The organism is Nocardioides sp. GCM10030259 (genome assembly GCF_042666375.1).
Taxonomy (GTDB): Bacteria; Actinomycetota; Actinomycetes; order Propionibacteriales; family Nocardioidaceae; genus Nocardioides.
The window spans coordinates 82,266-101,723 of sequence record NZ_JBHTDF010000026.1; the positions used below are offsets into that span (position 1 = coordinate 82,266).

Here is a 19,458-nt window from a genome sequence, read left to right on the forward strand (position 1 = left end):
GCCAGCGAGCGTCGTCCGGGTCAGTCCTTGCCCCGGATCAGTCGGCGTACTCGCTCCCAGCGCTCCCGGATCGCCGCTTCGGCGCCCAGGGACGTCGGCTGGTAGTACGCGCGGTCGAGGACCACGTCGGGGGCGTACTGCTGCTCGGCGATGCCGAACGGCTCGTCGTGGCTGTACTTGTACGTCGCGCCGTGGCCGATCTTCTTCGCCCCGGCGTAGTGGGCGTCGCGCAGGTGCGGCGGCACCTGGCCGATCTTGCCGGCCCTGACGTCGGCGAGGGCGGCGCCGATCGCGGTGGTCACGGCGTTCGACTTGGGGGCTACGGCGAGGGCGATGGTGGCGTGCGCGAGCGTGAGCTGGGCCTCGGGCATCCCGATCAGCTGCACCGTCTGGGCGGCGGCGACCGCGGTCTGGAGCGCCGTGGGGTCGGCCAGGCCGACGTCCTCGGAGGCGAGGATCATCAGCCGGCGCGCGATGAAGCGGGGGTCCTCCCCCGCCTCGATCATCCGCGCGAGGTAGTGCAGCGCCGCGTCGGCGTCGGAGCCGCGGACGGACTTGATGAACGCGCTGACCACGTCGTAGTGCTGGTCGCCCTGGCGGTCGTAGCGCACCGCGGCCCGGTCGACCGCCGTCTCGGCGGTGGCGAGGTCGACCGTGTCGAGGCCCTGCGCGACCGCGGCGCCACCCGCGGCCTCCAGGTAGGTCAGCGAGCGGCGCGCGTCGCCGCCTGCGAGCCGGACGAGGTGGTCGAGCGCCTCGTCGTCGACCTTCACCGCACCGGCGAGGCCGCGCTCGTCGACGATCGCCTGCTCCAGCACGGCGCGTACGTCGTCGTCGGTGAGCGACTCGAGCCGCAGCAGCAGGCTGCGCGACAGCAGTGGCGAGATCACGCTGAAGAACGGGTTCTCCGTGGTGGCGGCGATCAGGGTCACCCAGCGGTTCTCGACGCCGGGCAGCAGTGCGTCCTGCTGCGCCTTGGAGAAGCGGTGCACCTCGTCGACGAAGAGCACGGTCTCGCGGCCCCCGGCGACCAGCTCGGCGCGGGCCGCGTCGATGGCGGCGCGGACCTCCTTGACGCCGGCCGAGACCGCCGAGACCTCGACGAACCGGCGGTCCGTCTGCTGGCTGACGATCGACGCGATCGTCGTCTTGCCGGTGCCCGGCGGACCCCAGAGCAGCAGCGACATCGACTGGTCGCCCTCGACGAGGCGACGCAGCGGCGACCCGGGAGCGCGCAGCTGCTCCTGGCCGACCAGCTCGTCTAGCGTGCGCGGGCGCATGCGTACGGCGAGCGGCGCCGACGCGTGCGTGTTCGCGTTCAGAGAGCCGCCGCCCCCGGGCCGGGTACCGGCACCGGGGGCGTCGAAGAGTCCCTCGTCCACGGACTCAGCCTACGAGTCGTGCGTACGGATCAGGCGCTCGCCATCGTCTTCCGCTCGAGGTCGTACCACGTGTCGGCGTAGCCCGGCTCGTTGGCGGCCAGCGGCGACGGGGTCGCGCCGGCGTCCGGAGCGCCGGTGTCGTCGACACCGAGAAGCGGCGCAGTGACCGGCTTGTCCGGGTGCTTGCCCAGCTCGCCGGCGAAGTGGCAGGCGACCTTGTGCCGCTTGCCGACCTGCAGCAGCGGGGGCTCGACCCGGGCGCAGATCTCCTGGGCGAGCGGGCAGCGGGTGCGGAACCGGCACCCCGACGGCGGGTTGATCGGGCTGGGCACGTCGCCCTCGAGCCGGATCCGCTCGCGCCGGCCACCGATGGCGGCCTGCTTGACGTCGGGCACGGCCGACAGAAGCGCCTGGGTGTAGGGGTGGTTCGGCCGGTTGTACAGCGTCTCCCGGTCGGCGATCTCGACGATCTTGCCGAGGTACATCACCGCGACCTCGGGGCAGAAGTGCCGGACCACGGCCAGGTCGTGGGCGACGAAGAGGAACGCGATGTCGAACTCACGCTGCACGTCCTGGAGCAGGTTGACCACCTGCGCCTGGATCGACACGTCGAGGGCGGACACCGGCTCGTCGGCCACGAGGACCTTCGGCTGGAGCGTCAGCGCGCGGGCGATGCCGATGCGCTGCCGCTGACCGCCCGAGAACTCGTGCGGGTAGCGGTTGTAGTGCTCCGGGTTGAGGCCGACGACCTCCAGCAGCTCCTGCACGCGCGGCAGGATCTTGTCCTTGGGCACGATCTTGTGGATGCGCAGCGGCGCCCCGATGATCGAGCCGACCGTGTGCCGCGGGTTCAGGGACGTGTAGGGGTCCTGGAAGATCATCTGGATCTCCCGGCGCAGCGGCTTGAGCGCGTTGGCGCTCGTCTTCGCGATCTCACGACCGTCGAAGTTGATGCTGCCGCCCGTCGGCTCGTAGAGCCGGGTGATCAGCCGACCGGTGGTCGACTTGCCGCAGCCGGACTCGCCCACCAGGCCCAGCGACCCTCCGGTGGGCAGCTGGAAGGAGACCCCGTCGACGGCCTGCACGTACCCGAGGGTGCGGCGGATGATGCCGGCCGACTTCACCGGGAAGTACATCTTCAGGTCGCGGACCTCGAGGATCGGCTTCGCGTCGAGGTCGAGCTGCGTCGGCGCGTGCGCCTCCACCTCCTTGCTGAAGTCCGCGGCGTCGTCGGTGGGGTCCTCGCCCAGCCGACCCTCGGCCGGTGCGACGTCGGCGTTGGGCTGGTCGTTCATCGTTCCTCCACCAGGTCCGGCACGATCTCCGGCAGGACCTCTTGTTCGTACACGGCATCCGGGTTCGCGAGGTGGCACCGCTTCAGGTGCTCCTCGGACCGGGTACCCGGAGTCAGCTCGGGCAGCGTGGTCCGGCACAGGTCGCCGGGAACCTTGTCGCGGTGGGTGCACCGCGGGTGGAAGGCGCACCCGCTCGGCGGGTCGAGCAGGCTCGGCGGGTTGCCCGGGATCGGCAGCAGCCGGGAGTTGGTGTCACCGGTGACGTCCGGGACGCTCGACAGCAGTCCCCACGTGTAGGGCATCTCCGGGTGCGTCATGATGTCGCGGCCCGTGCCGTACTCGACGCAGCGACCGGCGTACATCACCAGCACGTCGTCGGCCATCTCGGCGATCACGCCGAGGTCGTGGGTGATGATGATGACCGCCGACTCGAACTCCTTCTGGAGGTCCTGGAGCAGGTCGAGGATCTGCGCCTGCACGGTCACGTCGAGCGCCGTCGTCGGCTCGTCGGCGATCAGCAGGCTCGGGTTGTTGATCAGGCCCATCGCGATCATGGCGCGCTGGCGCATGCCGCCCGAGAACTGGTGCGGATAGTCGTCGACCCGGCGGTCCGGCTGCGGGATGCCGACGCGGTCGAGCATCTCGACGGCGCGGGCCTTCGCCACCTTCTTGCTGACGTCGTGGTGGACCCGGTAGGCCTCGGCGATCTGGTTGCCCACCGTGTAGTAGGGGTGCATCGCCGACAGCGGGTCCTGGAAGATCATCGCGACGTCGCGGCCGCGACGCCGCCGCATCTCCTCGTCGGAGATGGTGAGCAGGTCGGTGCCGTCGAACATGATCCGGCCGCTGACGATGGCGTTGGAGCCGCGGTGGAGGCCGAGGATCGCCGAGCTCGACACCGACTTGCCCGAGCCGGACTCGCCCACGATGCCGAGGGTGCTGCCCTTGGCGAGCGTGTAGGAGAGCCCGTCGGTGGCCTTCACGATGCCGTCGGCAGTCGGGAAGTGCACCTTGAGGTCCTCGACGGAGAGGAGAGGTGTGGTCATCTCGAAGTTCCTACTAGTCAGGCCAGGCGGACGCGGGGGTCGATGTACGCGTACAGCACGTCGACGACGATGTTCGCGAGGATCACGAACGCACCCGCGAGCAGCAGCAGGCCGATGAGCACGGGCAGGTCGTAGGACTGGTTCGCACGCACCGCGAGCGCTCCGAGGCCGTGGAAGCTGAACACGGACTCGGTGATGATCGCACCGCCGAGCAGGCTCGCGAAGTCAAGACCCACCATCGTGACCAACGGGGTCAGCGCCGCACGCAGCGCGTGCTTGAACAGCACCTTGCGCTGCTTGAGCCCCTTCGACTTCGCGGTGCGGATGTAGTCCTCCGTCAGGGACTCGAGCACGAACGCCCGGGTCATCCGGACGTAGCCCGCGAGGTAGAAGAGCGCGAGTGTCAGCGCCGGCAGGAGCAGGTTCGACAACCAGCCGCCGATGCCTCCCTCGGCGATCGTCTCGTACTGCGGGAACGGCACTATCCCCCACTTGATGGAGACGTACTTGAGCAGGAAGATGCCGATGAAGAACGTCGGGAACGCGTAGACGACCAGCGTGAGCCCGACGATGCCCCTATCGATGAGGGAGCCCTTCGTCACCGCGGCCAGCAAGCCAAACAGGATGCCGAGGGTGACCCAGATGAAGAGGGCCACGAGGGCGAGCGAGATCGAGATCGGCGCGGCTTCCTTGACGAGCTCGTTGACGGTCTTGGCGTTGACCTGGGAGTAGCCGAAGCACGGCGCCGGGCAGTGCACGATGATGTCCGGAGCGGCCGCCTGGAGCTCGGGGTCGTCGGGGTAGTCACGGCCGACGGCGATGCCCTTGAGGAAGTCGGTCCACTGGACGACGGTGGGCTTGTCATAGCCGAGAGCCTTCTCGGTCGTCGCGCGCTTCTCGGGCGTGCAGTTCTTGCCGCACGCGAACCGGGTCACGTCGACCGGAGAGGCGAAGAAGAGGAAGAACGTCATCAGGCTCAGGGCGAGCAACAGGATGATGCCGATGAAACCTCGGCGTACGAGATAAGCGAACAAGGCCGCAACTGCCTTCGGGTCGGGTGGGGACGGGGATCCCGCGGGAAGGCGGGGACCCGGTGGACCGGGCCCCCGCCCTTGCAGATCTAGTGAACTAGACCGCGGTTTGTCACTGAGTGACGCCGATCGGACCGAGGTCCGGGTACGACGACGACGCAGCGTCGGTCATGAAGTTGGTGATGCCGGAGCCACGCAGCCAGTAGAACACCGTCACCTCGAGCGGGATGTAGGCGGTGTCGTTGGCGAGGACCGTGTCGGCCTGCGTGAGCAGCTCGTTCTGGGTCTCGATGTCAGGGGCGGTCGCCGCCTGGTCAACGAGGTCCTCGAACTCCTTGCTCTCGTAGTAGCCGTAGTCCTGGCCGAGGTTGGTGACGTTGCCGTTGGCGTCGGTCGCGAAGTTGGCACGCGAGTCGAACAGCGGCGGGAGGACCGTCATCGCGGACGGCCAGTCAGCACCCCAACCGGCCCAGACGACGCTGGACTCCTTGTCGGGCTGGTTGATGACGTCGTAGTACGTGTCACCCAGCGGGTCGAGGGTGACCTTGAAGCCAGCCTTCTCCCAGCCCTGCTTCAGGATGGCCGCAGCCTTGTCCTGGGTCTCGGACTGACCGTAGGTGTAGGTGATCGGGTACGGCATCTCGACGCCGGCCTCCTCGAGGAGAGCCTTCGCCGCCTCGGGGTCACCGCTGTTCGGGCCCGAGAACGCCGCCTGCTCGGTGTAACCCGGCAGCGAGGGGTTGATGATCGACTCGCCGGGGACACCGGCCTTCTCGCCACCCAGGGCCTTGACCCAGCCGTCGAGGTCGACCGAGACGGCGAGCGCCTGGCGGACCTTCGGGTCGGTCAGCACCTTCTGGTTGGGGACCAGGTAGCTGGTGTAGGGCGACTCCACCGTGGTGGCGCGCTCGGCGACCGGGCCCTCGATCTGGCTGAAGTAGGCGGGAGGGATACGCGCCGTGGTCACGGCGTTGACGTCCTCGCCCGCGTCCGCGACCAGACGGTCGAGGATCGGCTCGGCGGCGGTGTAGATCTCCCAGTTGATCTGGTCCGGGTTGGCCTGACGGATCGTCTCCGGGGTGTCCGTGTTCGGGTCGTAGTTCTCGTTCCGAACCAGGGTCGCGCCCTTGTTGACGTCCCAGCTGCCGCCCTCGACCTTGTACGGGCCGTTGGAGAGGACGGTCCACTTGGACTTGTCACCCTTGTCGATCGACTCCTTGTAGGGGTCGGTCGCCATCAGCGACGCCACCGACAGCGGGAAGTCCGGCCACGGCTTGTTGAAGTTGTACGTGATCGTGTTGCCGTCGCAGGTCACGGCCTTGTCGAAGAGCTCCTGGCCCTTGCCGGTGTAGGGGCCCTTGTAGGCACCGTCCGGGATGTCGAGGTAGCTCTTCAGGTAGAAGCCGGCACCACCGGTGAGGACGTCGTCGGCGAACGCACGCGAGGCGCCGTACTTGAAGTCCTCACACGTGATCTCGGAGCCGTCCTCCCACTTGATGCCGTCCTTCAGCGTGAAGGACCACACCTTGCCGCCCTCGCTGGAGGTACCGGTGTCGGTCGCGAGGTCCGGGACCGGCGTGTTGGCGACCTCGGGGTCCTCGCTGAACGGGAACGCCACCAGCGAGCGGTAGAGCGTCCGGCGGAAGTTCGCCAGCTGGACGCCGTAGTAGATCCGCTGCGGGTCGGTGCTCTCGAACGGGAAGTGCTGCAGCCAGAGCAGGGTGCCGCCCTTGGCCGAGCTCTCGCTAGAGCCGCCGCCGTTCGAGTTGTCGTCGTCGGATCCGCTGCCTCCACAAGCAGCGAGAGAGGCCGCCAAGGCCGCCACCGCGCCTAGGGCAGCCATCCGCTTTCGCATCTTGGCCATTACTTCTCCTTGATCATGTACGCGCCGAAGCCGGCGGCACTTCCGGCGACGCTGTGCCGCCGAAGACTGTGTGGGTCGAGTGGTCGGGCTCGGGTCAGCCGCGATCACCCTTCGGGTCGAGCGCGTCGCGCAGGCCGTCGCCGAGGAGGTTGAACGAGACGACGATGAGCGCGATCAGGAATGCGGGCGCGAAGAAGTACAGGAAGTCACCGGAGGCGTACTGGATCGAGTCACGCAGGATGTTGCCGAGGGTCGGCGTCGGCGGGCGCACGCTGACGTTCAGGTAGGCGAGCGCCGCCTCCGCGGAGATGAACGCCGGCATGTAGAGCGTGAACGTCACGAGGACGGGCGCCCAGAGGTTGGGCAGCAGCTCCTTGAACCAGATCCGCCGGCGGCTCGCGCCGAAGAGGCGGGCGGCGTCGACGAACTCGCGCTCGCGCAGCGACAGCACCTGGCCCCGGATGAGTCGCGCGGTGCCGGTCCAGCCGAAGAAGCCGAGCACCAGGATCACGAACAGGCCCTGGGAGAGCGGCCCCTCGGGCACTCCGAGGTTCTCCGTGAGCAGCGCCAGGCCGACCGGGGCGGCGGCCAGCAGGAGCAGCGTCTGCGGGAAGGCCAGCACCAGGTCGATGACCCGGCCGATGATGGAGTCGACCCAGCCGCCGGTGTAGCCCGCGATGACACCGAGCACGACGCCCAGCGTGACCGCGATCACGGACGCGGAGAGCGCGACGGCCAGTGAGAGGGCGATGCCGAGCCAGATCCGGCTCAGCACGTCACGGCCGATTCCCGGCTCCACGCCCAGCGGGTGGTCCCACGAGATGCCCCACCAGTCGCCGATCGGCAGCGCGTCCGGGCCGATCAGGTCCTGGTGGGGCGTGAGCGGGTCGATGACACCGAGCCAGTCGAGGATCGGGGCGAGGATGCCCGCGATGAGGTAGATCACGACGATGGTCAGCGCGACCATCGACTTCTTGTCCTTGAAGAACCGAGCCATCGCCAGCTGGGTGGGCGACTTGCTCGCGACAGCCTTGCTGCGGGATTGGTCCGCGTTCGGGTCGGGAGTTCGCGACTCGAGCTCGTTCACCGGGCTGGCGGTCATGGCACCTCTGTCTGGATCGAATGTTGCGTGGTCGACACCACACGAAAAGCCGGGGCTCCGGTGTCGACAACCGGAGTGACTCTATGTGACGCATACCCATCATCGGGTCTTCGGTGTGTAACGATCTGGTCTCGGCAGGCTCGGTGGTGTATCCGCCGGAACGGCCCCACCGCGCGACACCCTGCGGTCGACTCGAGCAAGAGCCGCGCACCTTCCTGCGTCGATTCGCGCGGACGACAGGAACTGCGGCGCCTCGTCGGCCGCCACCCCGTCGGGTGTGGCGAAGGGTACCCCCCGACGCCCGTAACTCGTTATGAGTCCGTTACTCGGGACGGTCGTCCGAAGCGGGTACGGCGTCGACGCCCGCCTCCTTGCGCTGCTCCGGGGTGATCGGCGCCGGTGCCGCGGTCAGCGGGTCGAAGCCGCCGCCGGACTTGGGGAAGGCGATCACGTCGCGGATCGACTCGCTGCGGGAGAGCAGCGCGACGATGCGGTCCCAGCCGAAGGCGATGCCGCCGTGGGGCGGCGCGCCGTACTTGAACGCCTCGAGGAGGAAGCCGAACTTCTCCTGCGCCTCGGCCTCGTCGATGCCCATGATCGCGAACACGCGCTTCTGGATGTCCTCGCGGTGGATACGGATCGACCCGCCGCCGATCTCGTTGCCGTTGCAGACGATGTCGTAGGCCCAGGCCAGCGCGTTGCCGGGGTCCTGGTCGAAGGTGTCGACGTCCTGCGGCGACGTGAACGCGTGGTGGACGGCCGTCCAGGCGCTGTAGCCGAGCGCGACGTCGCCGGAGGCCGTGGCGTCGGCGGTCGGCTCGAACAGCGGCGCGTCGAGAACCCAGAGGAAGCTCCACTCGTCCTCGTCGATCAGGCCGCAGCGGCGGCCGATCTCCAGCCGGGCGGCGCCGAGCAGGGCGCGGCTCGCCTTGACGGCACCGGCGGCGAAGAAGATGCAGTCGCCCGGCTGGGCGCCGACGTGCGCGGCCAGGCCGGCCTTCTCCTCGTCGGTGATGTTCTTGGCCACCGGGCCGCCGAGCTCGCCGTCCTCCTGGACGAGCACGTAGGCGAGGCCGCGAGCGCCGCGCTGCTTGGCCCACTCCTGCCAGGCGTCGAGCTGCTTGCGGGGCTGGCTCGCTCCCCCGGGCATCACGACCGCGCCGACGTACGGCGCCTGGAAGACCCGGAACGGGGTGTCCTTGAAGTACTCGGTGCACTCCACGAGCTCCTGGCCCATCCGCAGGTCGGGCTTGTCGGAGCCGTAGCGGGCCATCGCCTCGGCGTACGTCATCCGGGTGAGCGGCACGGGTACGTCGTGGCCGATCAGCTTCCAGAGCGCGACCAGGATCTGCTCCGCGACGGCGATGACGTCGTCCTGCTCCACGAAGCTCATCTCGATGTCGAGCTGGGTGAACTCCGGCTGCCGGTCAGCGCGGAAGTCCTCGTCGCGGTAGCAGCGTGCGATCTGGTAGTAGCGCTCCATGCCGGCGACCATGAGCAGCTGCTTGAAGAGCTGCGGGCTCTGCGGCAGGGCGTACCAGCTGCCGGGCTGCAGCCGGGCCGGGACCAGGAAGTCGCGGGCACCCTCGGGCGTCGACCGGGTCAGCGTCGGGGTCTCGATCTCGACGAAGCCGTGGTCGTCGAGCACGTCGCGCGCGGCCCGGTTGACCTGGCTGCGGAGGCGGATCGCGTTGCCCGGGCCGGAGCGGCGCAGGTCGAGGTAGCGGTGCCGGAGCCGCGCCTCCTCGCCCACGTCGACGTGGTCGCTGATCGGGAACGGCAGCGGCGCGGCGGCGCTGAGCACCTCGACGTCGCTCGCGACGACCTCGATCTCACCGGTGGCGAGGTTGGGGTTCTCGTTGCCGTCCTTGCGCCTGGTCACCTCGCCGGTGACCTTGAGGCAGTATTCGGCGCGGAGGTGGTGGGCGACGGCCTCGTCGCGGATCACGACCTGCACGACGCCGCTCGCCTCGCGGAGGTCGATGAACGCGACTCCCCCGTGGTCTCGTCGGTTCGCCACCCACCCCGCGAGGGTGACGGTCTGGCCGACGTGCTCGGCGCGCAGCGCGCCGGCGTCCTGGGTGCGGATCACTGCTTCTTCTCCTCGTTGACGACCTGCGGTCGCAGGTCTTCGGTGGGTGGGGTCCAGGTCGCCGGGTCGGCGGCCACCTGCTCCCCCGATCGGATGTCCTTGACCTCGCCCTGGTCCGGGAACCAGACGAAGGGGATGCCGCGGCGCTCGGCGTACCGGATCTGCTTGCCGAACTTCTGCGCGTTCGCGGCGACCTCGCACGGGATGCCGCGGCGGCGCAGCGCGTCGGCCACGGTGGTGCTGTGGCTGCGGCTCTCCTCGTCGGTCACCGCCACGAGCACCGCGCTCGGCACCGGGCGGCTGCCGGCGACGACGCCGTCGGCGAGCAGCGGGATCAGGGTGCGGGAGACGCCGAACGAGACGCCGACGCCGGGGTACGTCGTGCGGCCGTCGGACGCGAGGGCGTCGTACCGCCCGCCGCCGCCGACCGACTTCAGGCGCTCGTAGCCCTCCATGAAGATCTCGACCACGGTGCCGGTGTAGTAGTCGAGGCCCCGCGCGATGCGCAGGTTGGCCTCGACCGTGACGTGGCGGTGCCCGCCGGCCGCGCAGCCCTCGACGACCGCGGCGAGCTCGGCCAGGCCCTCCTCGAGGAGGTCGTCCTCGATGCCGAGCGCGCGCACCTGCTCGACGAACGAGGTGTCGGCCACCCGGATCGTCGCGAGCTCGAGGCACCGCTGGGCCTGCTCCGGCGTCGCGCCGGCGTCGCTGACGAGCAGCCCGGCGACCTGCTCGGCCGGCAGCTTGTCGAGCTTGTCGATCGTGCGGATCGCCGCCGTGACGTCGGGGAGCCCGAGGCCGCGGTAGAAGCCCTGGATCAGCTTGCGGTTGTTGAACTGGAAGCTCACCGGCGGGATCGGCAGCGCGTCGAGCGCATCGACCATCACCCGCATCACCTCGACGTCGTGGTGGAAGGGCAGGACGTCCTTGCCCACGATGTCGACGTCGGCCTGGGTGAACTGGCGGTAGCGGCCCTCCTGCGGCCGCTCGCCGCGCCACGCGGGCTGGACCTGGTAGCGCCGGAACGGGAACTCCAGGTGGCCGGCGTGCTCGAGCACGTAGCGGGCGAACGGCACGGTGAGGTCGAAGTGCAGGCCGAGCCCGGCGTCGCCCTCCTCGTCGCCGGCCTGGAGCCGCCGGAGGACGTAGATCTCCTTGTCGATCTCGCCGCCCTTGGCGAGCCGGTCGAGCGGCTCCACGACGCGGGTCTCGATGTTGGCGAAGCCGTGCAGCTCGAAGGTGTGCGACAGCGACGCGATCACCTCGCGCTCGACGACGCGGGCGGCAGGAAGCAGCTCGGGGAACCCGCTCAGCGGGGTGGGCTTGCTCAAGGTCAGAGGTCCTGGAGGTAGGGGTTGGTCACGCGCTCCCGGCCGATCGAGGTCTGCTCACCGTGACCCGGGAGCACGACGATGTCGTCGGCGAGGGGGAGCACCTTGCTCTTGAGGCTCTGCAGCATCGTCGGATGGTCGCCGCCGGGCAGGTCGGTGCGGCCGATCGACCCCGCGAAGAGCAGGTCGCCGGAGAACATCACCTCGGAGACGTCCTCGCGGTCGTACGGCGTACGGAACGTCACCGAGCCCTCGGTGTGGCCGGGAGTGTGGTCGACGACGAAGCGCAGCCCGGCGAGCTCGAGCTCCTGGAGGTCGGTCAGCTCGCGCACGTCGTCGGGCTCGGCGAACTCGTAGTTGCCGCCGAGCAGCATCTGCGTGGTCTCGCGCGACATGCCGGCCATGGGGTCGGCGAGCAGGTGCCGGTCGCCGGGGTGGATCCAGGCCGTCGCGTCGTACGTGCCGGAGACGGGGGCGACGCACCACATGTGGTCGATGTGGCCGTGGGTGACCAGCACCGCGACCGGCTTGAGCCGGTGCTCCCTCACGACCTCGGCCACGCCGTCGGCGGCGTCCTTGCCGGGGTCGATCACCACGCACTCGGTGCCCGGGCCGGTGGCGGCGACGTAGCAGTTGGTGCCCCACGGACCCGCGGGGAAGCCGGCGATCAACACCCCGGCAGACTATCGAGCCGCCCGGCATCGCGTCGCATCGGTGGTGGGCGGCTCGGCCGGGCACCCGCCCACCTTGACTAGCATGGAGCCGTGACCAGTGAGCAGTGGGGCCGCGTCGACGACGACGGGACCGTGTACGTGAAGACCGCCGACGGCGAACGCTCCGTGGGGCAATACCCCGAGGGCACGCCCGAGGAGGCGCTGAAGTTCTTCACGGAGCGGTACGACGCGCTCGCCTTCGAGGTCGACCTCCTGGAGAAGCGGGTCGCCAGCGGGGTGATGTCGCCCGAGGAGGCGACCACCTCGGTGCGCACCGTGCACGACCAGGTCGCGACGGCCAACGCCGTGGGCGACCTGGCCGCCCTGGTCGCCCGCCTCGACGCCCTCGCACCCGTGCTCGAGCAGCAGCGCGAGGCCCGCAAGGCCGAGCGCGCCCAGCGCTCCGCGGAGGCGCGCGTCGGCAAGGAGCGCATCGTCGCCGAGGCCGAGACCCTCGCGGAGGGGTCCGACTGGCGCCACGGCGCCAACCGGATGCGCGAGCTGCTCGACGAGTGGAAGGCCCTCCCCCGCATCGACCGGTCCTCCGACGACGCCCTGTGGCGGCGGTTCTCGACGGCGCGCACGGCGTACACCCGGCACCGCAAGGCGCACTTCGCCGAGCAGCACGAGAAGCGGGACGCGGCCCGGGCGATCAAGGAACGACTCGCCGACGAGGCCGAGTCGCTGGCGACCTCGACCGAGTGGGGTCCGACCGCCGCCCGCTACCGCGACCTGATGCGCCAGTGGAAGGCCGCCGGCCCCGCCCCGCGCGAGGTCGACGAGGCGCTCTGGAAGCGCTTCCGTGGCGCCCAGGACACGTTCTTCGGCGCCCGCGACGCAGCGGCCGCCGAGCAGGACAAGGAGTTCGCCGCCAACGCCGAGGTCAAGGAGGGGCTCCTGGTCGAGGCCGAGGCGCTGCTCCCGGTTTCCGACCTGGACGCCGCCAAGCGCGGCTTCCGCGACCTCGCCGACCGCTGGGACGCCGCCGGCAAGGTCCCCCGAGACCGGATGAAGGACCTCGAGGCCCGCTTCCGCCGCGTCGAGCAGGAGATCCGCGGTGTCGAGGACGAGCAGTGGCGCCGCTCCGACCCGGAGAAGTCCGCCCGCGCCGACGACATGGTCTCCAAGCTCGAGTCCGCCATCGCCCAGGTCGAGGCCGACCTGGAGAAGGCCCGCGCAGCCGGGAACGACAAGAAGGTCAAGGAGCTCGAGGAGAACCTCGCCTCGCGGCAGTCGTTCCTCGAGATGGCCAAGCGCGCGAGCGCCGATTTCTCCGGCTGAGCGTCGCCGGACCGTTCGTTCGAGGCTCTTACTGAGTGACGCGGTACGCGTCGAAGACCCCCGGCACGGACCGCACGGCCTTCAGGACGGTGTCGAGGTGCTTCGCCTCGGCCATCTCGAACGTGAACCGGCTCTTGGCGACCCGGTCGCGGGTCGTGGAGAGGTTGGCGCTGAGGATGTCGACGTGGGCGTCGCTGAGCGCCATGGTGATGTCGGACAGCAGCCGGGCGCGGTCGAGCGCCTCGACCTGGATGTTGACCAGGAAGCTCGACTGGCCGGTCGGCGCCCACTCGACGTCGACGAGCCGCTCCGCCTGGGACTGCAGGCTCGAGGCGTTGGTGCAGCTCTGCCGGTGCACCGATACTCCCCCGCCCTTGGTGACGAAGCCGAGGATCGGGTCGGGCGGGACCGGCGTGCAGCACTTCGCGAGCTTCACCCAGACGTCGGGGGCGCCCTTGACGATGACGCCGGCGTCGCCACCGGGCTGGACCTTCGACCGGTTGCGGCGGCCGGTGATCGTCACGCCCTCGGCGAGGTCCTCCGCGGCCCCGTCGTCTCCGCCGTGCAGGTCGATGACCCGGCGTACGACGGCCTGCGCGGACAGGTTGCCCTCGCCGACCGCGGCGTAGAGCGCGGACACGTCGGCCAGCTTGAAGTGCACCGCCGCGAGCATCAGCGCCTCGTGGGACATCAGCCGCTTGAGGGGCAGGCCCTCCTTGCGCATCAGCTTGGCGATCTGCTCCTTGCCCCGGTCGATCGCCTCCTCGCGCCGCTCCTTGGTGAACCACTGGCGGATCTTCGAGCGGGCGCGCGGCGACTTCACGAAGCCGAGCCAGTCGCGCGACGGACCCGCGGTCGGGGACTTCGACGTGAAGACCTCGACGACGTCGCCGTTCTCGAGCGCGGACTCCAGCGGCACCAGGCGGCCGTTGACGCGGGCGCCGATGGTGTGGTGGCCGACCTCGGTGTGTACGGCGTACGCGAAGTCGACCGGGGTCGCGCCGGTCGGCAGGGCGATCACGTCGCCACGCGGCGTGAACACGTAGACCTCGGCGCGGTTGATCTCGAAGCGCAGCGACTCGAGGAACTCCCCCGGGTCCTCGACCTCGTTCTGCCAGTCGAGCAGCTGCCGGACCCACGTCATGTCGTCGCCGTCGGCGGACCGGTCGGTGTCGATGCCGGCGCGGCTGTCCTCCTTGTACTTCCAGTGCGCGGCGACGCCGTACTCGGCGCGGCGGTGCATCGAGTACGTGCGGATCTGCAGCTCGACCGGCTTGCCCTGCGGCCCGATGACCGTCGTGTGCAACGACTGGTACATGTTGAACTTCGGCATCGCCACGTAGTCCTTGAACCGGCCGAGCACCGGGTTCCAGCGCGAGTGCAGCACGCCGAGGACCGTGTAGCAGTCGCGGTCGTTCTCGACGAGCACGCGGATGCCGACCAGGTCGTAGATGTCGGAGAAGTCGCGGCCGCCGACGATCATCTTCTGGTAGATCGAGTAGTAGTGCTTCGGTCGCCCGGTGACCGTCGCCTTCACCTTCGCGTCGCGCAGGTCGGCCTCGACCTGGACGATCACCTCGGCGAGGAACTGGTCGCGCGACGGCGCCCGCTCGGCGACCAGCCGGACGATCTCGTCGTAGATCTTGGGGTGCAGGGTCGCGAACGCGAGGTCCTCGAGCTCCCACTTGATGGTGTTCATGCCCAGCCGGTGGGCCAGCGGGGCGTAGATGTCGAGGGTCTCGCGGGCGACCCGCTCCTGGGTCTCCTGCCGCACGTAGCGCAGCGTGCGCATGTTGTGGAGGCGGTCGGCGAGCTTGATGACCAGCACCCGGATGTCGCGCGACATCGCGACGATCATCTTCCGGATCGTCTCGGCCTGCGCGGAGTCGCCGTACTTGACCTTGTCGAGCTTGGTCACGCCGTCGACGAGCTGGGCGACCTCGTCACCGAAGTCCTGGCGCACCTGCTCGAGGGTGTACGGCGTGTCCTCGACGGTGTCGTGCAGCAGCGCCGCGGCCAGCGTCGGCTCCGTCATGCCGATGTCGGCGAGGATCGTGGTGACCGCGAGCGGATGGGTGATGTAGGGGTCGCCGGACTTGCGGGTCTGCGTCCCGTGCATCTTCTCGGCGGTCAGGTAGGCGCGCTCCAGCAGCGCCAGGTCGGCCTTGGGGTGGTTGGCGCGGACGGCCCGGAAGAGCGGCTCGAGCACCGGGTTGGCGCCCTGGCCGCGGGTGCCCATCCGGGCCAGCCGCGCCCGCATGCTGCGGGTCGACGGCCCGGGTTCGGACGCACGGCGCGGGCCGGTCGCGGCCGGCGGGGCGGTGCGTTCCTCGGTCACCTTGGACAGTCTAGGCGTCAGACGGTCAGCAGCGTGGTCAGTGCGGCGTCCTCGCCGATCGCCTGGCGGCCGGGCAGGAAGCCGAGCTCCATCAGCATCGCGATGCCGTGCACGTGGGCGCCGCACTTCTCGACCAGGTCCATCGTCGCCCGGGCGGTGCCGCCGGTCGCCAGCACGTCGTCGACGAGCAGCACCCGGTCGCCGGGCTGCAGCGCGTCCTGGTGCACCTCGAGGGTGGCCTCGCCGTACTCCAGGGAGTAGGAGACGGCGTACGTCGGGCGCGGGAGCTTGCCGGCCTTGCGGACCGGCACGAAGCCCACGCCGAGCGCCAGCGCCACCGGCGCCCCGAGGATGAACCCGCGCGACTCCATGCCGAGCACCTTGTCGACCACCGGCTGGCCGGCGTCGTCGCGACCGGCGGCGGCCAGCGCGTCGATCACCGTGTGCAGCGCGGTGTGGTCGGCGAGGAGCGGCGTGATGTCCTTGAAGAGGACCCCGGGCTCGGGGAAGTCGGGGACGTCGGCGATCAGGGCGATGGCCGACTCGAGGCCGACGCCGGGCTCAGCCATGGCCGTGCGTCACTTCCGGCCGCGCTTGGACTTCGACTGGCGCGTGGGCTGCTGACGCCCCGACGCGCCGCTCTGCCGCACCGGGCCACGGGCCGGCGGGGCCACGCGACCCCGACCGGCGGCCTCCGGACGGCGAGGCTCCTGCGCGCTGGGCGCCGGCTGGGACACCGGAGCGCCCTCCTCGAGGTCCCCCTCGGCCTCGTCCTCCAGCCCGGGCTCGTCGCGGACCGGCATGTCGTCGGCGAAGGCGGGCACGGACGCGTACGGGTCGGCGTGCCGCTTCGCGGCGGCACGGGCACGCCGCTCGGCCAGCTTGACCTCGGACTCGGTGGACTTCATGTGCACCAGCACGCGCGGGGCGATGAAGACCGACGAGAACACGCCGGCGGCCATGCCGACGAACTGGGCGAGCGCCAGGTCCTTCAGCGAGCTGGCGCCCAGCTGGACGGCGCTCACGTAGAGGATCGCGCCGATCGGGATGAGCGCGACGATCGAGGTGTTGATCGAGCGGACCAGCGTCTGGTTGACGGCCAGGTTGGCCGCGTCGGCGTAGCTCTGCCGGCTGGTGCGCAGCTCGTGCGTGTTCTCGCGGATCTTGTCGAACACGACGACCGTGTCGTACATCGAGAAGCCGAGGATCGCGAGCAGGCCGGTCACGGCCGCAGGCGTGACGGGGAATCCGGAGAGTGCGTAGACGCCGATCGTCAGCGCGATGTCGTGGAAGAGGGCGATGAGCGCGGCCACGGACATCTTCCACTCGCGGAAGTAGCCCCAGATGAAGAGCACCACGAGCCCGAGGAAGATCCCGACGCCGATGATCGCGCGCTTGGCGACGTCGCGACCCCAGCTGGCGCCGATCTCGTCCTTGGAGATCTGGTCGTCGGACGCACCCGTGACGTCCTGGATGATCCCGCGGATCTCCCGGTCGCCGGCGACGTCGACGTCCTCGGTCTGCACGATGATCGCGCTGTCGCCGGAGGTCGTCACCGTCGGCTGGGCCTCGCCGCCGACGCTCGAGTCGCCGATCTCGTCACGCAGCTCGTCGACCGTGTCCTGCGTGGCGACCGAGGCCGGCAGGTCGTCGACGCGGAACTGCGTGCCGCCGGTGAACTCGATGCCGAAGTTGAGCCCCTTGATGACGATCACGAGGATCGCGAGGCCGACGAGGGTGCCGGAGATGGCGTACCAAAGGGCGCGCTTGCCGATGAAGTCGAAGGACTTCCGCCCCTGGTAGAGCTCGTTGCCGAGCCGTGAGAACTTGCCCATCAGGCCTTACCTCCCGTGGCGACGCGGTCGATGCCGAGCGTGCTCGCGCTCAGGCCCGAGAGCTCGCCGCCGCCGTTGAAGAACTTGAAGCGGGCCAGGTAGGTCACCAGCGGCTTCGTGAACCAGAAGAGGATCGCGAGGTCGATCAGGGTCGACAGGCCGAGCGCGAAGCCGAAGCCCTTCACGACGCCGGAGGCGAAGAGGTAGAGCACGGCGGCCGACAGCAGCGACACGACGTTCGCGGCAAGACGGGTCTTGCGCGCGCGCCGCCAACCGGTCTCGACGGAGACCCGCATCGACCGTCCCTCACGCATCTCGTCACGGATGCGCTCGAAGAAGATGATGAACGAGTCCGCGGTGACACCGACGCCGATGATCAGGCCCGCGATGCCGGGGAGCGTCAGCGTGAAGCCGGCGGTGTTCCCCAGGAGCAGCACCAGGGCGTAGGTGATCGCCGCGGCGGTGAGCAGCGACATGAGGACCACGAGCCCGAGGCCGCGGTAGTACACGAGGCAGTAGATCATCACCAGCAGCAGGCCGAGCGCGCCGGCGGTCAGGCCCGCCGACAGCTGGTTGCCGGCCAGCGACGGGCCGATCTGCTCGGTCGAGATCCCGTCCTCCTCGAACGAGATCGGCAGCGATCCGTACTTGAGGCTCGTGGCCAGGCTCTCGGCCGACGCCTTGGTGAAGTTGCCGGAGATCTGGGCGTTGCCGTCGGGGATCCGGCCGTCGAACGTCGGCGCGGAGATGACCTGGCCGTCGAGGACGACCGCGAACTGCTGCTCGCTGCCCGCCATCGCGTTGGACAGGTCGGCGAAGACGTCCTTGCCGTCGCCGCCGAGGGTCAGGTTCACCTGCCAGGCGACGCCGCCCTGCGGGATGCCGGCCGACGCCTCGCTCAGGTCCGTGCCCTCGATCGCCGCGGGCGAGAGGAGGTACTTGGTGGCCGCGTCCTCCTCGGTCCCGCAGGTGACCAGCCACGTGGTCGGGTCGTCGACCGGCGGCTCCGTCGCCGGGCAGGTGTACGACGCGAAGGCGTCGATCGCCTCCTGCGGCGGGTTCTGGATGAAGGCGAGGGCCTCCTGCGCGCTCGCGCCGGTGCCGGTGGCGGGCGGGCTCGCCTCCTCGGTCGGCGACGCGGTCGGCGACTCAGCGGGCGACTCAGCGGGCGACTCCGTGGGCGCGGGGGTCTCGGTGGCGGTCTCGTCGGCCAGGTACGCCGGACGGTTCTTCGCCGCGCCCTTCTTGGTCGACTTCTTCTTGGCCGGCTCCTCCGACGGCGAGGCCGACGGGTCCAGGGGCGACGTGCCGGAGTCGGGGTTGGTCGGCGAGGGCGTGGCGGTGGCGCACGGGCCGGGAACCTGGCTCGAGCAGGCGACGGTGCGGAACCGCAGCTGCGCCTGCCGCTTCACGGTGTCGATCAGCGAGTTGGAGGTGTCACCCGGGATCTCGACGATGATCACGTCGTTGCCCTGCGTCGTGACCTCGGCCTCGCTCACGCCCGACCCGTTGACGCGGTCGTCGATGATGGCCGCGGCCTTCTCGAGGTTCTCCTGCGACGGGTCGCCCTCGGCGATCATCGTGACGCGGGTGCCGCCCTGGAGGTCCAGGCCGAGGGCCGGCTTCCAGTTGCCGCCGAGCGCGACGAGGCCGAACAGCACGACCACGCCGAGCAGGAAGATCAGCAGCGTCCGCCCGGCGTGAGCGGCTGCGTTGCGAGCCATGTCAGTTCCCTTCCGGGGCGGTGCCCGGCTTTCCGTCCTCTACCTCGGTGTCGGCGCGGTCATCGCCCGCGTCCTCCGCCTCGTCGATGTCGTCGTGGCGCTCCACCCTGGAGCCGATCGCAGCGCGGGCGACCTTGATGACGACGCCGTCGGCGACCTCCACCCGGAGGTGGTCGTCGCCGATGTGGCTGACGGTCCCGAAGATGCCGGAGGTCAGCACGACCTCGTCACCCTCGGTCAACGAAGACTGCATGCGCCCGAGTTCCTTCTGGCGCTTGGACGCCGGGCGGATGATGAACAGCCAGAAGAGCAGCACGATGCCGACGAGCGGCAAGAACTCCACGACGAATGACCTCTCGAGCGTTGTTCGGGGCACACGACCCAGAACGGGCGGGCCGACGGGCCAGTCTAACCAGCGCGGTGG

At 70.0% G+C, this 19,458-nt stretch carries 15 protein-coding genes; 1 reads left to right on the plus strand and 14 read right to left on the minus strand.

Annotation, left to right across the window (positions count from 1 at the left end; genetic code table 11):
• Positions 1–20 precede the first annotated feature (20 nt).
• The 9 genes from ACFQQI_RS23985 to ACFQQI_RS24025 all read right to left on the minus strand — a co-directional run bounded on the left by ACFQQI_RS23985 (position 21) and on the right by ACFQQI_RS24025 (position 11,817).
• Complete coding sequence (locus ACFQQI_RS23985) at positions 21–1,382, minus strand: replication-associated recombination protein A (RefSeq protein ID WP_378569139.1); 1,362 nt, start codon at positions 1,380–1,382, stop codon at positions 21–23.
• A 29-nt stretch (positions 1,383–1,411) separates the two neighbouring features.
• Positions 1,412–2,518 carry an ABC transporter ATP-binding protein gene (locus ACFQQI_RS23990; RefSeq protein WP_378569532.1) on the minus strand — a complete coding sequence of 369 codons (1,107 nt, stop codon included), beginning with the start codon at positions 2,516–2,518 and terminating at the stop codon, positions 1,412–1,414.
• Positions 2,519–2,673: 155 nt separating this feature from the next.
• Positions 2,674–3,723 carry an ABC transporter ATP-binding protein gene (locus ACFQQI_RS23995; RefSeq protein WP_378569140.1) on the minus strand — a complete coding sequence of 350 codons (1,050 nt, stop codon included), beginning with the start codon at positions 3,721–3,723 and terminating at the stop codon, positions 2,674–2,676.
• 17 nt (positions 3,724–3,740) lie between these two features.
• Positions 3,741–4,757, minus strand: coding sequence for an ABC transporter permease (locus ACFQQI_RS24000; protein WP_378569141.1), 1,017 nt, complete (start codon positions 4,755–4,757; stop codon positions 3,741–3,743).
• A gap of 109 nt (positions 4,758–4,866) precedes the next feature.
• A complete protein-coding gene (locus ACFQQI_RS24005; protein WP_378569142.1) occupies positions 4,867–6,618 on the minus strand; it encodes an ABC transporter substrate-binding protein in 1,752 nt (583 codons plus the stop codon).
• 94 nt (positions 6,619–6,712) lie between these two features.
• Complete coding sequence (locus ACFQQI_RS24010) at positions 6,713–7,720, minus strand: ABC transporter permease (protein WP_378569143.1); 1,008 nt, start codon at positions 7,718–7,720, stop codon at positions 6,713–6,715.
• Between the two features lie 322 nt (positions 7,721–8,042).
• Positions 8,043–9,812 carry an aspartate--tRNA ligase gene (gene aspS, locus ACFQQI_RS24015; RefSeq protein WP_378569144.1) on the minus strand — a complete coding sequence of 590 codons (1,770 nt, stop codon included), beginning with the start codon at positions 9,810–9,812 and terminating at the stop codon, positions 8,043–8,045.
• Positions 9,809–11,143 (minus strand): histidine--tRNA ligase, encoded by a 1,335-nt coding sequence (gene hisS / locus ACFQQI_RS24020; RefSeq protein WP_378569145.1) that lies wholly within the window; start codon positions 11,141–11,143, stop codon positions 9,809–9,811. Before hisS ends, aspS begins: the two co-directional genes overlap by 4 nt.
• A gap of 2 nt (positions 11,144–11,145) precedes the next feature.
• The gene (locus ACFQQI_RS24025; RefSeq protein ID WP_378569146.1) at positions 11,146–11,817 is read right to left on the minus strand and encodes an MBL fold metallo-hydrolase; all 672 of its coding nucleotides are present in this window, start codon (positions 11,815–11,817) and stop codon (positions 11,146–11,148) included.
• Positions 11,818–11,907: 90 nt separating this feature from the next.
• On the opposite strand from ACFQQI_RS24025, the gene ACFQQI_RS24030 reads away from it, so the two are divergent.
• Positions 11,908–13,137: a DUF349 domain-containing protein gene (locus ACFQQI_RS24030; RefSeq protein WP_378569147.1), complete on the plus strand. Its 1,230-nt coding sequence runs from the start codon at positions 11,908–11,910 to the stop codon at positions 13,135–13,137.
• Between the two features lie 28 nt (positions 13,138–13,165).
• Here the strand turns inward: ACFQQI_RS24030 and ACFQQI_RS24035 are convergent, their stop codons facing one another.
• From ACFQQI_RS24035 to yajC, 5 genes are read right to left on the minus strand one after another with little or no spacing between them, the layout of a single operon-like run.
• On the minus strand, positions 13,166–15,475 hold the full coding sequence (locus ACFQQI_RS24035) for a RelA/SpoT family protein (protein ID WP_378569148.1): 2,310 nt from the start codon (positions 15,473–15,475) through the stop codon (positions 13,166–13,168).
• A gap of 17 nt (positions 15,476–15,492) precedes the next feature.
• Positions 15,493–16,044, minus strand: a complete 552-nt coding sequence (locus ACFQQI_RS24040) for an adenine phosphoribosyltransferase (protein ID WP_378569149.1) — start codon at positions 16,042–16,044, stop codon at positions 15,493–15,495.
• A 9-nt stretch (positions 16,045–16,053) separates the two neighbouring features.
• Entirely contained in the window at positions 16,054–17,310 is a 1,257-nt protein-coding gene (secF, locus tag ACFQQI_RS24045; RefSeq protein ID WP_378569150.1) for a protein translocase subunit SecF, read from the minus strand.
• On the minus strand, positions 17,310–19,034 hold the full coding sequence (gene secD, locus ACFQQI_RS24050; RefSeq protein WP_378569151.1) for a protein translocase subunit SecD: 1,725 nt from the start codon (positions 19,032–19,034) through the stop codon (positions 17,310–17,312). The genes secF and secD overlap by 1 nt, the downstream gene beginning before the upstream one ends.
• A gap of 1 nt (position 19,035) precedes the next feature.
• Positions 19,036–19,377 carry a preprotein translocase subunit YajC gene (gene yajC / locus ACFQQI_RS24055; RefSeq protein ID WP_378569152.1) on the minus strand — a complete coding sequence of 114 codons (342 nt, stop codon included), beginning with the start codon at positions 19,375–19,377 and terminating at the stop codon, positions 19,036–19,038.
• Positions 19,378–19,458: the final 81 nt, after the last annotated feature.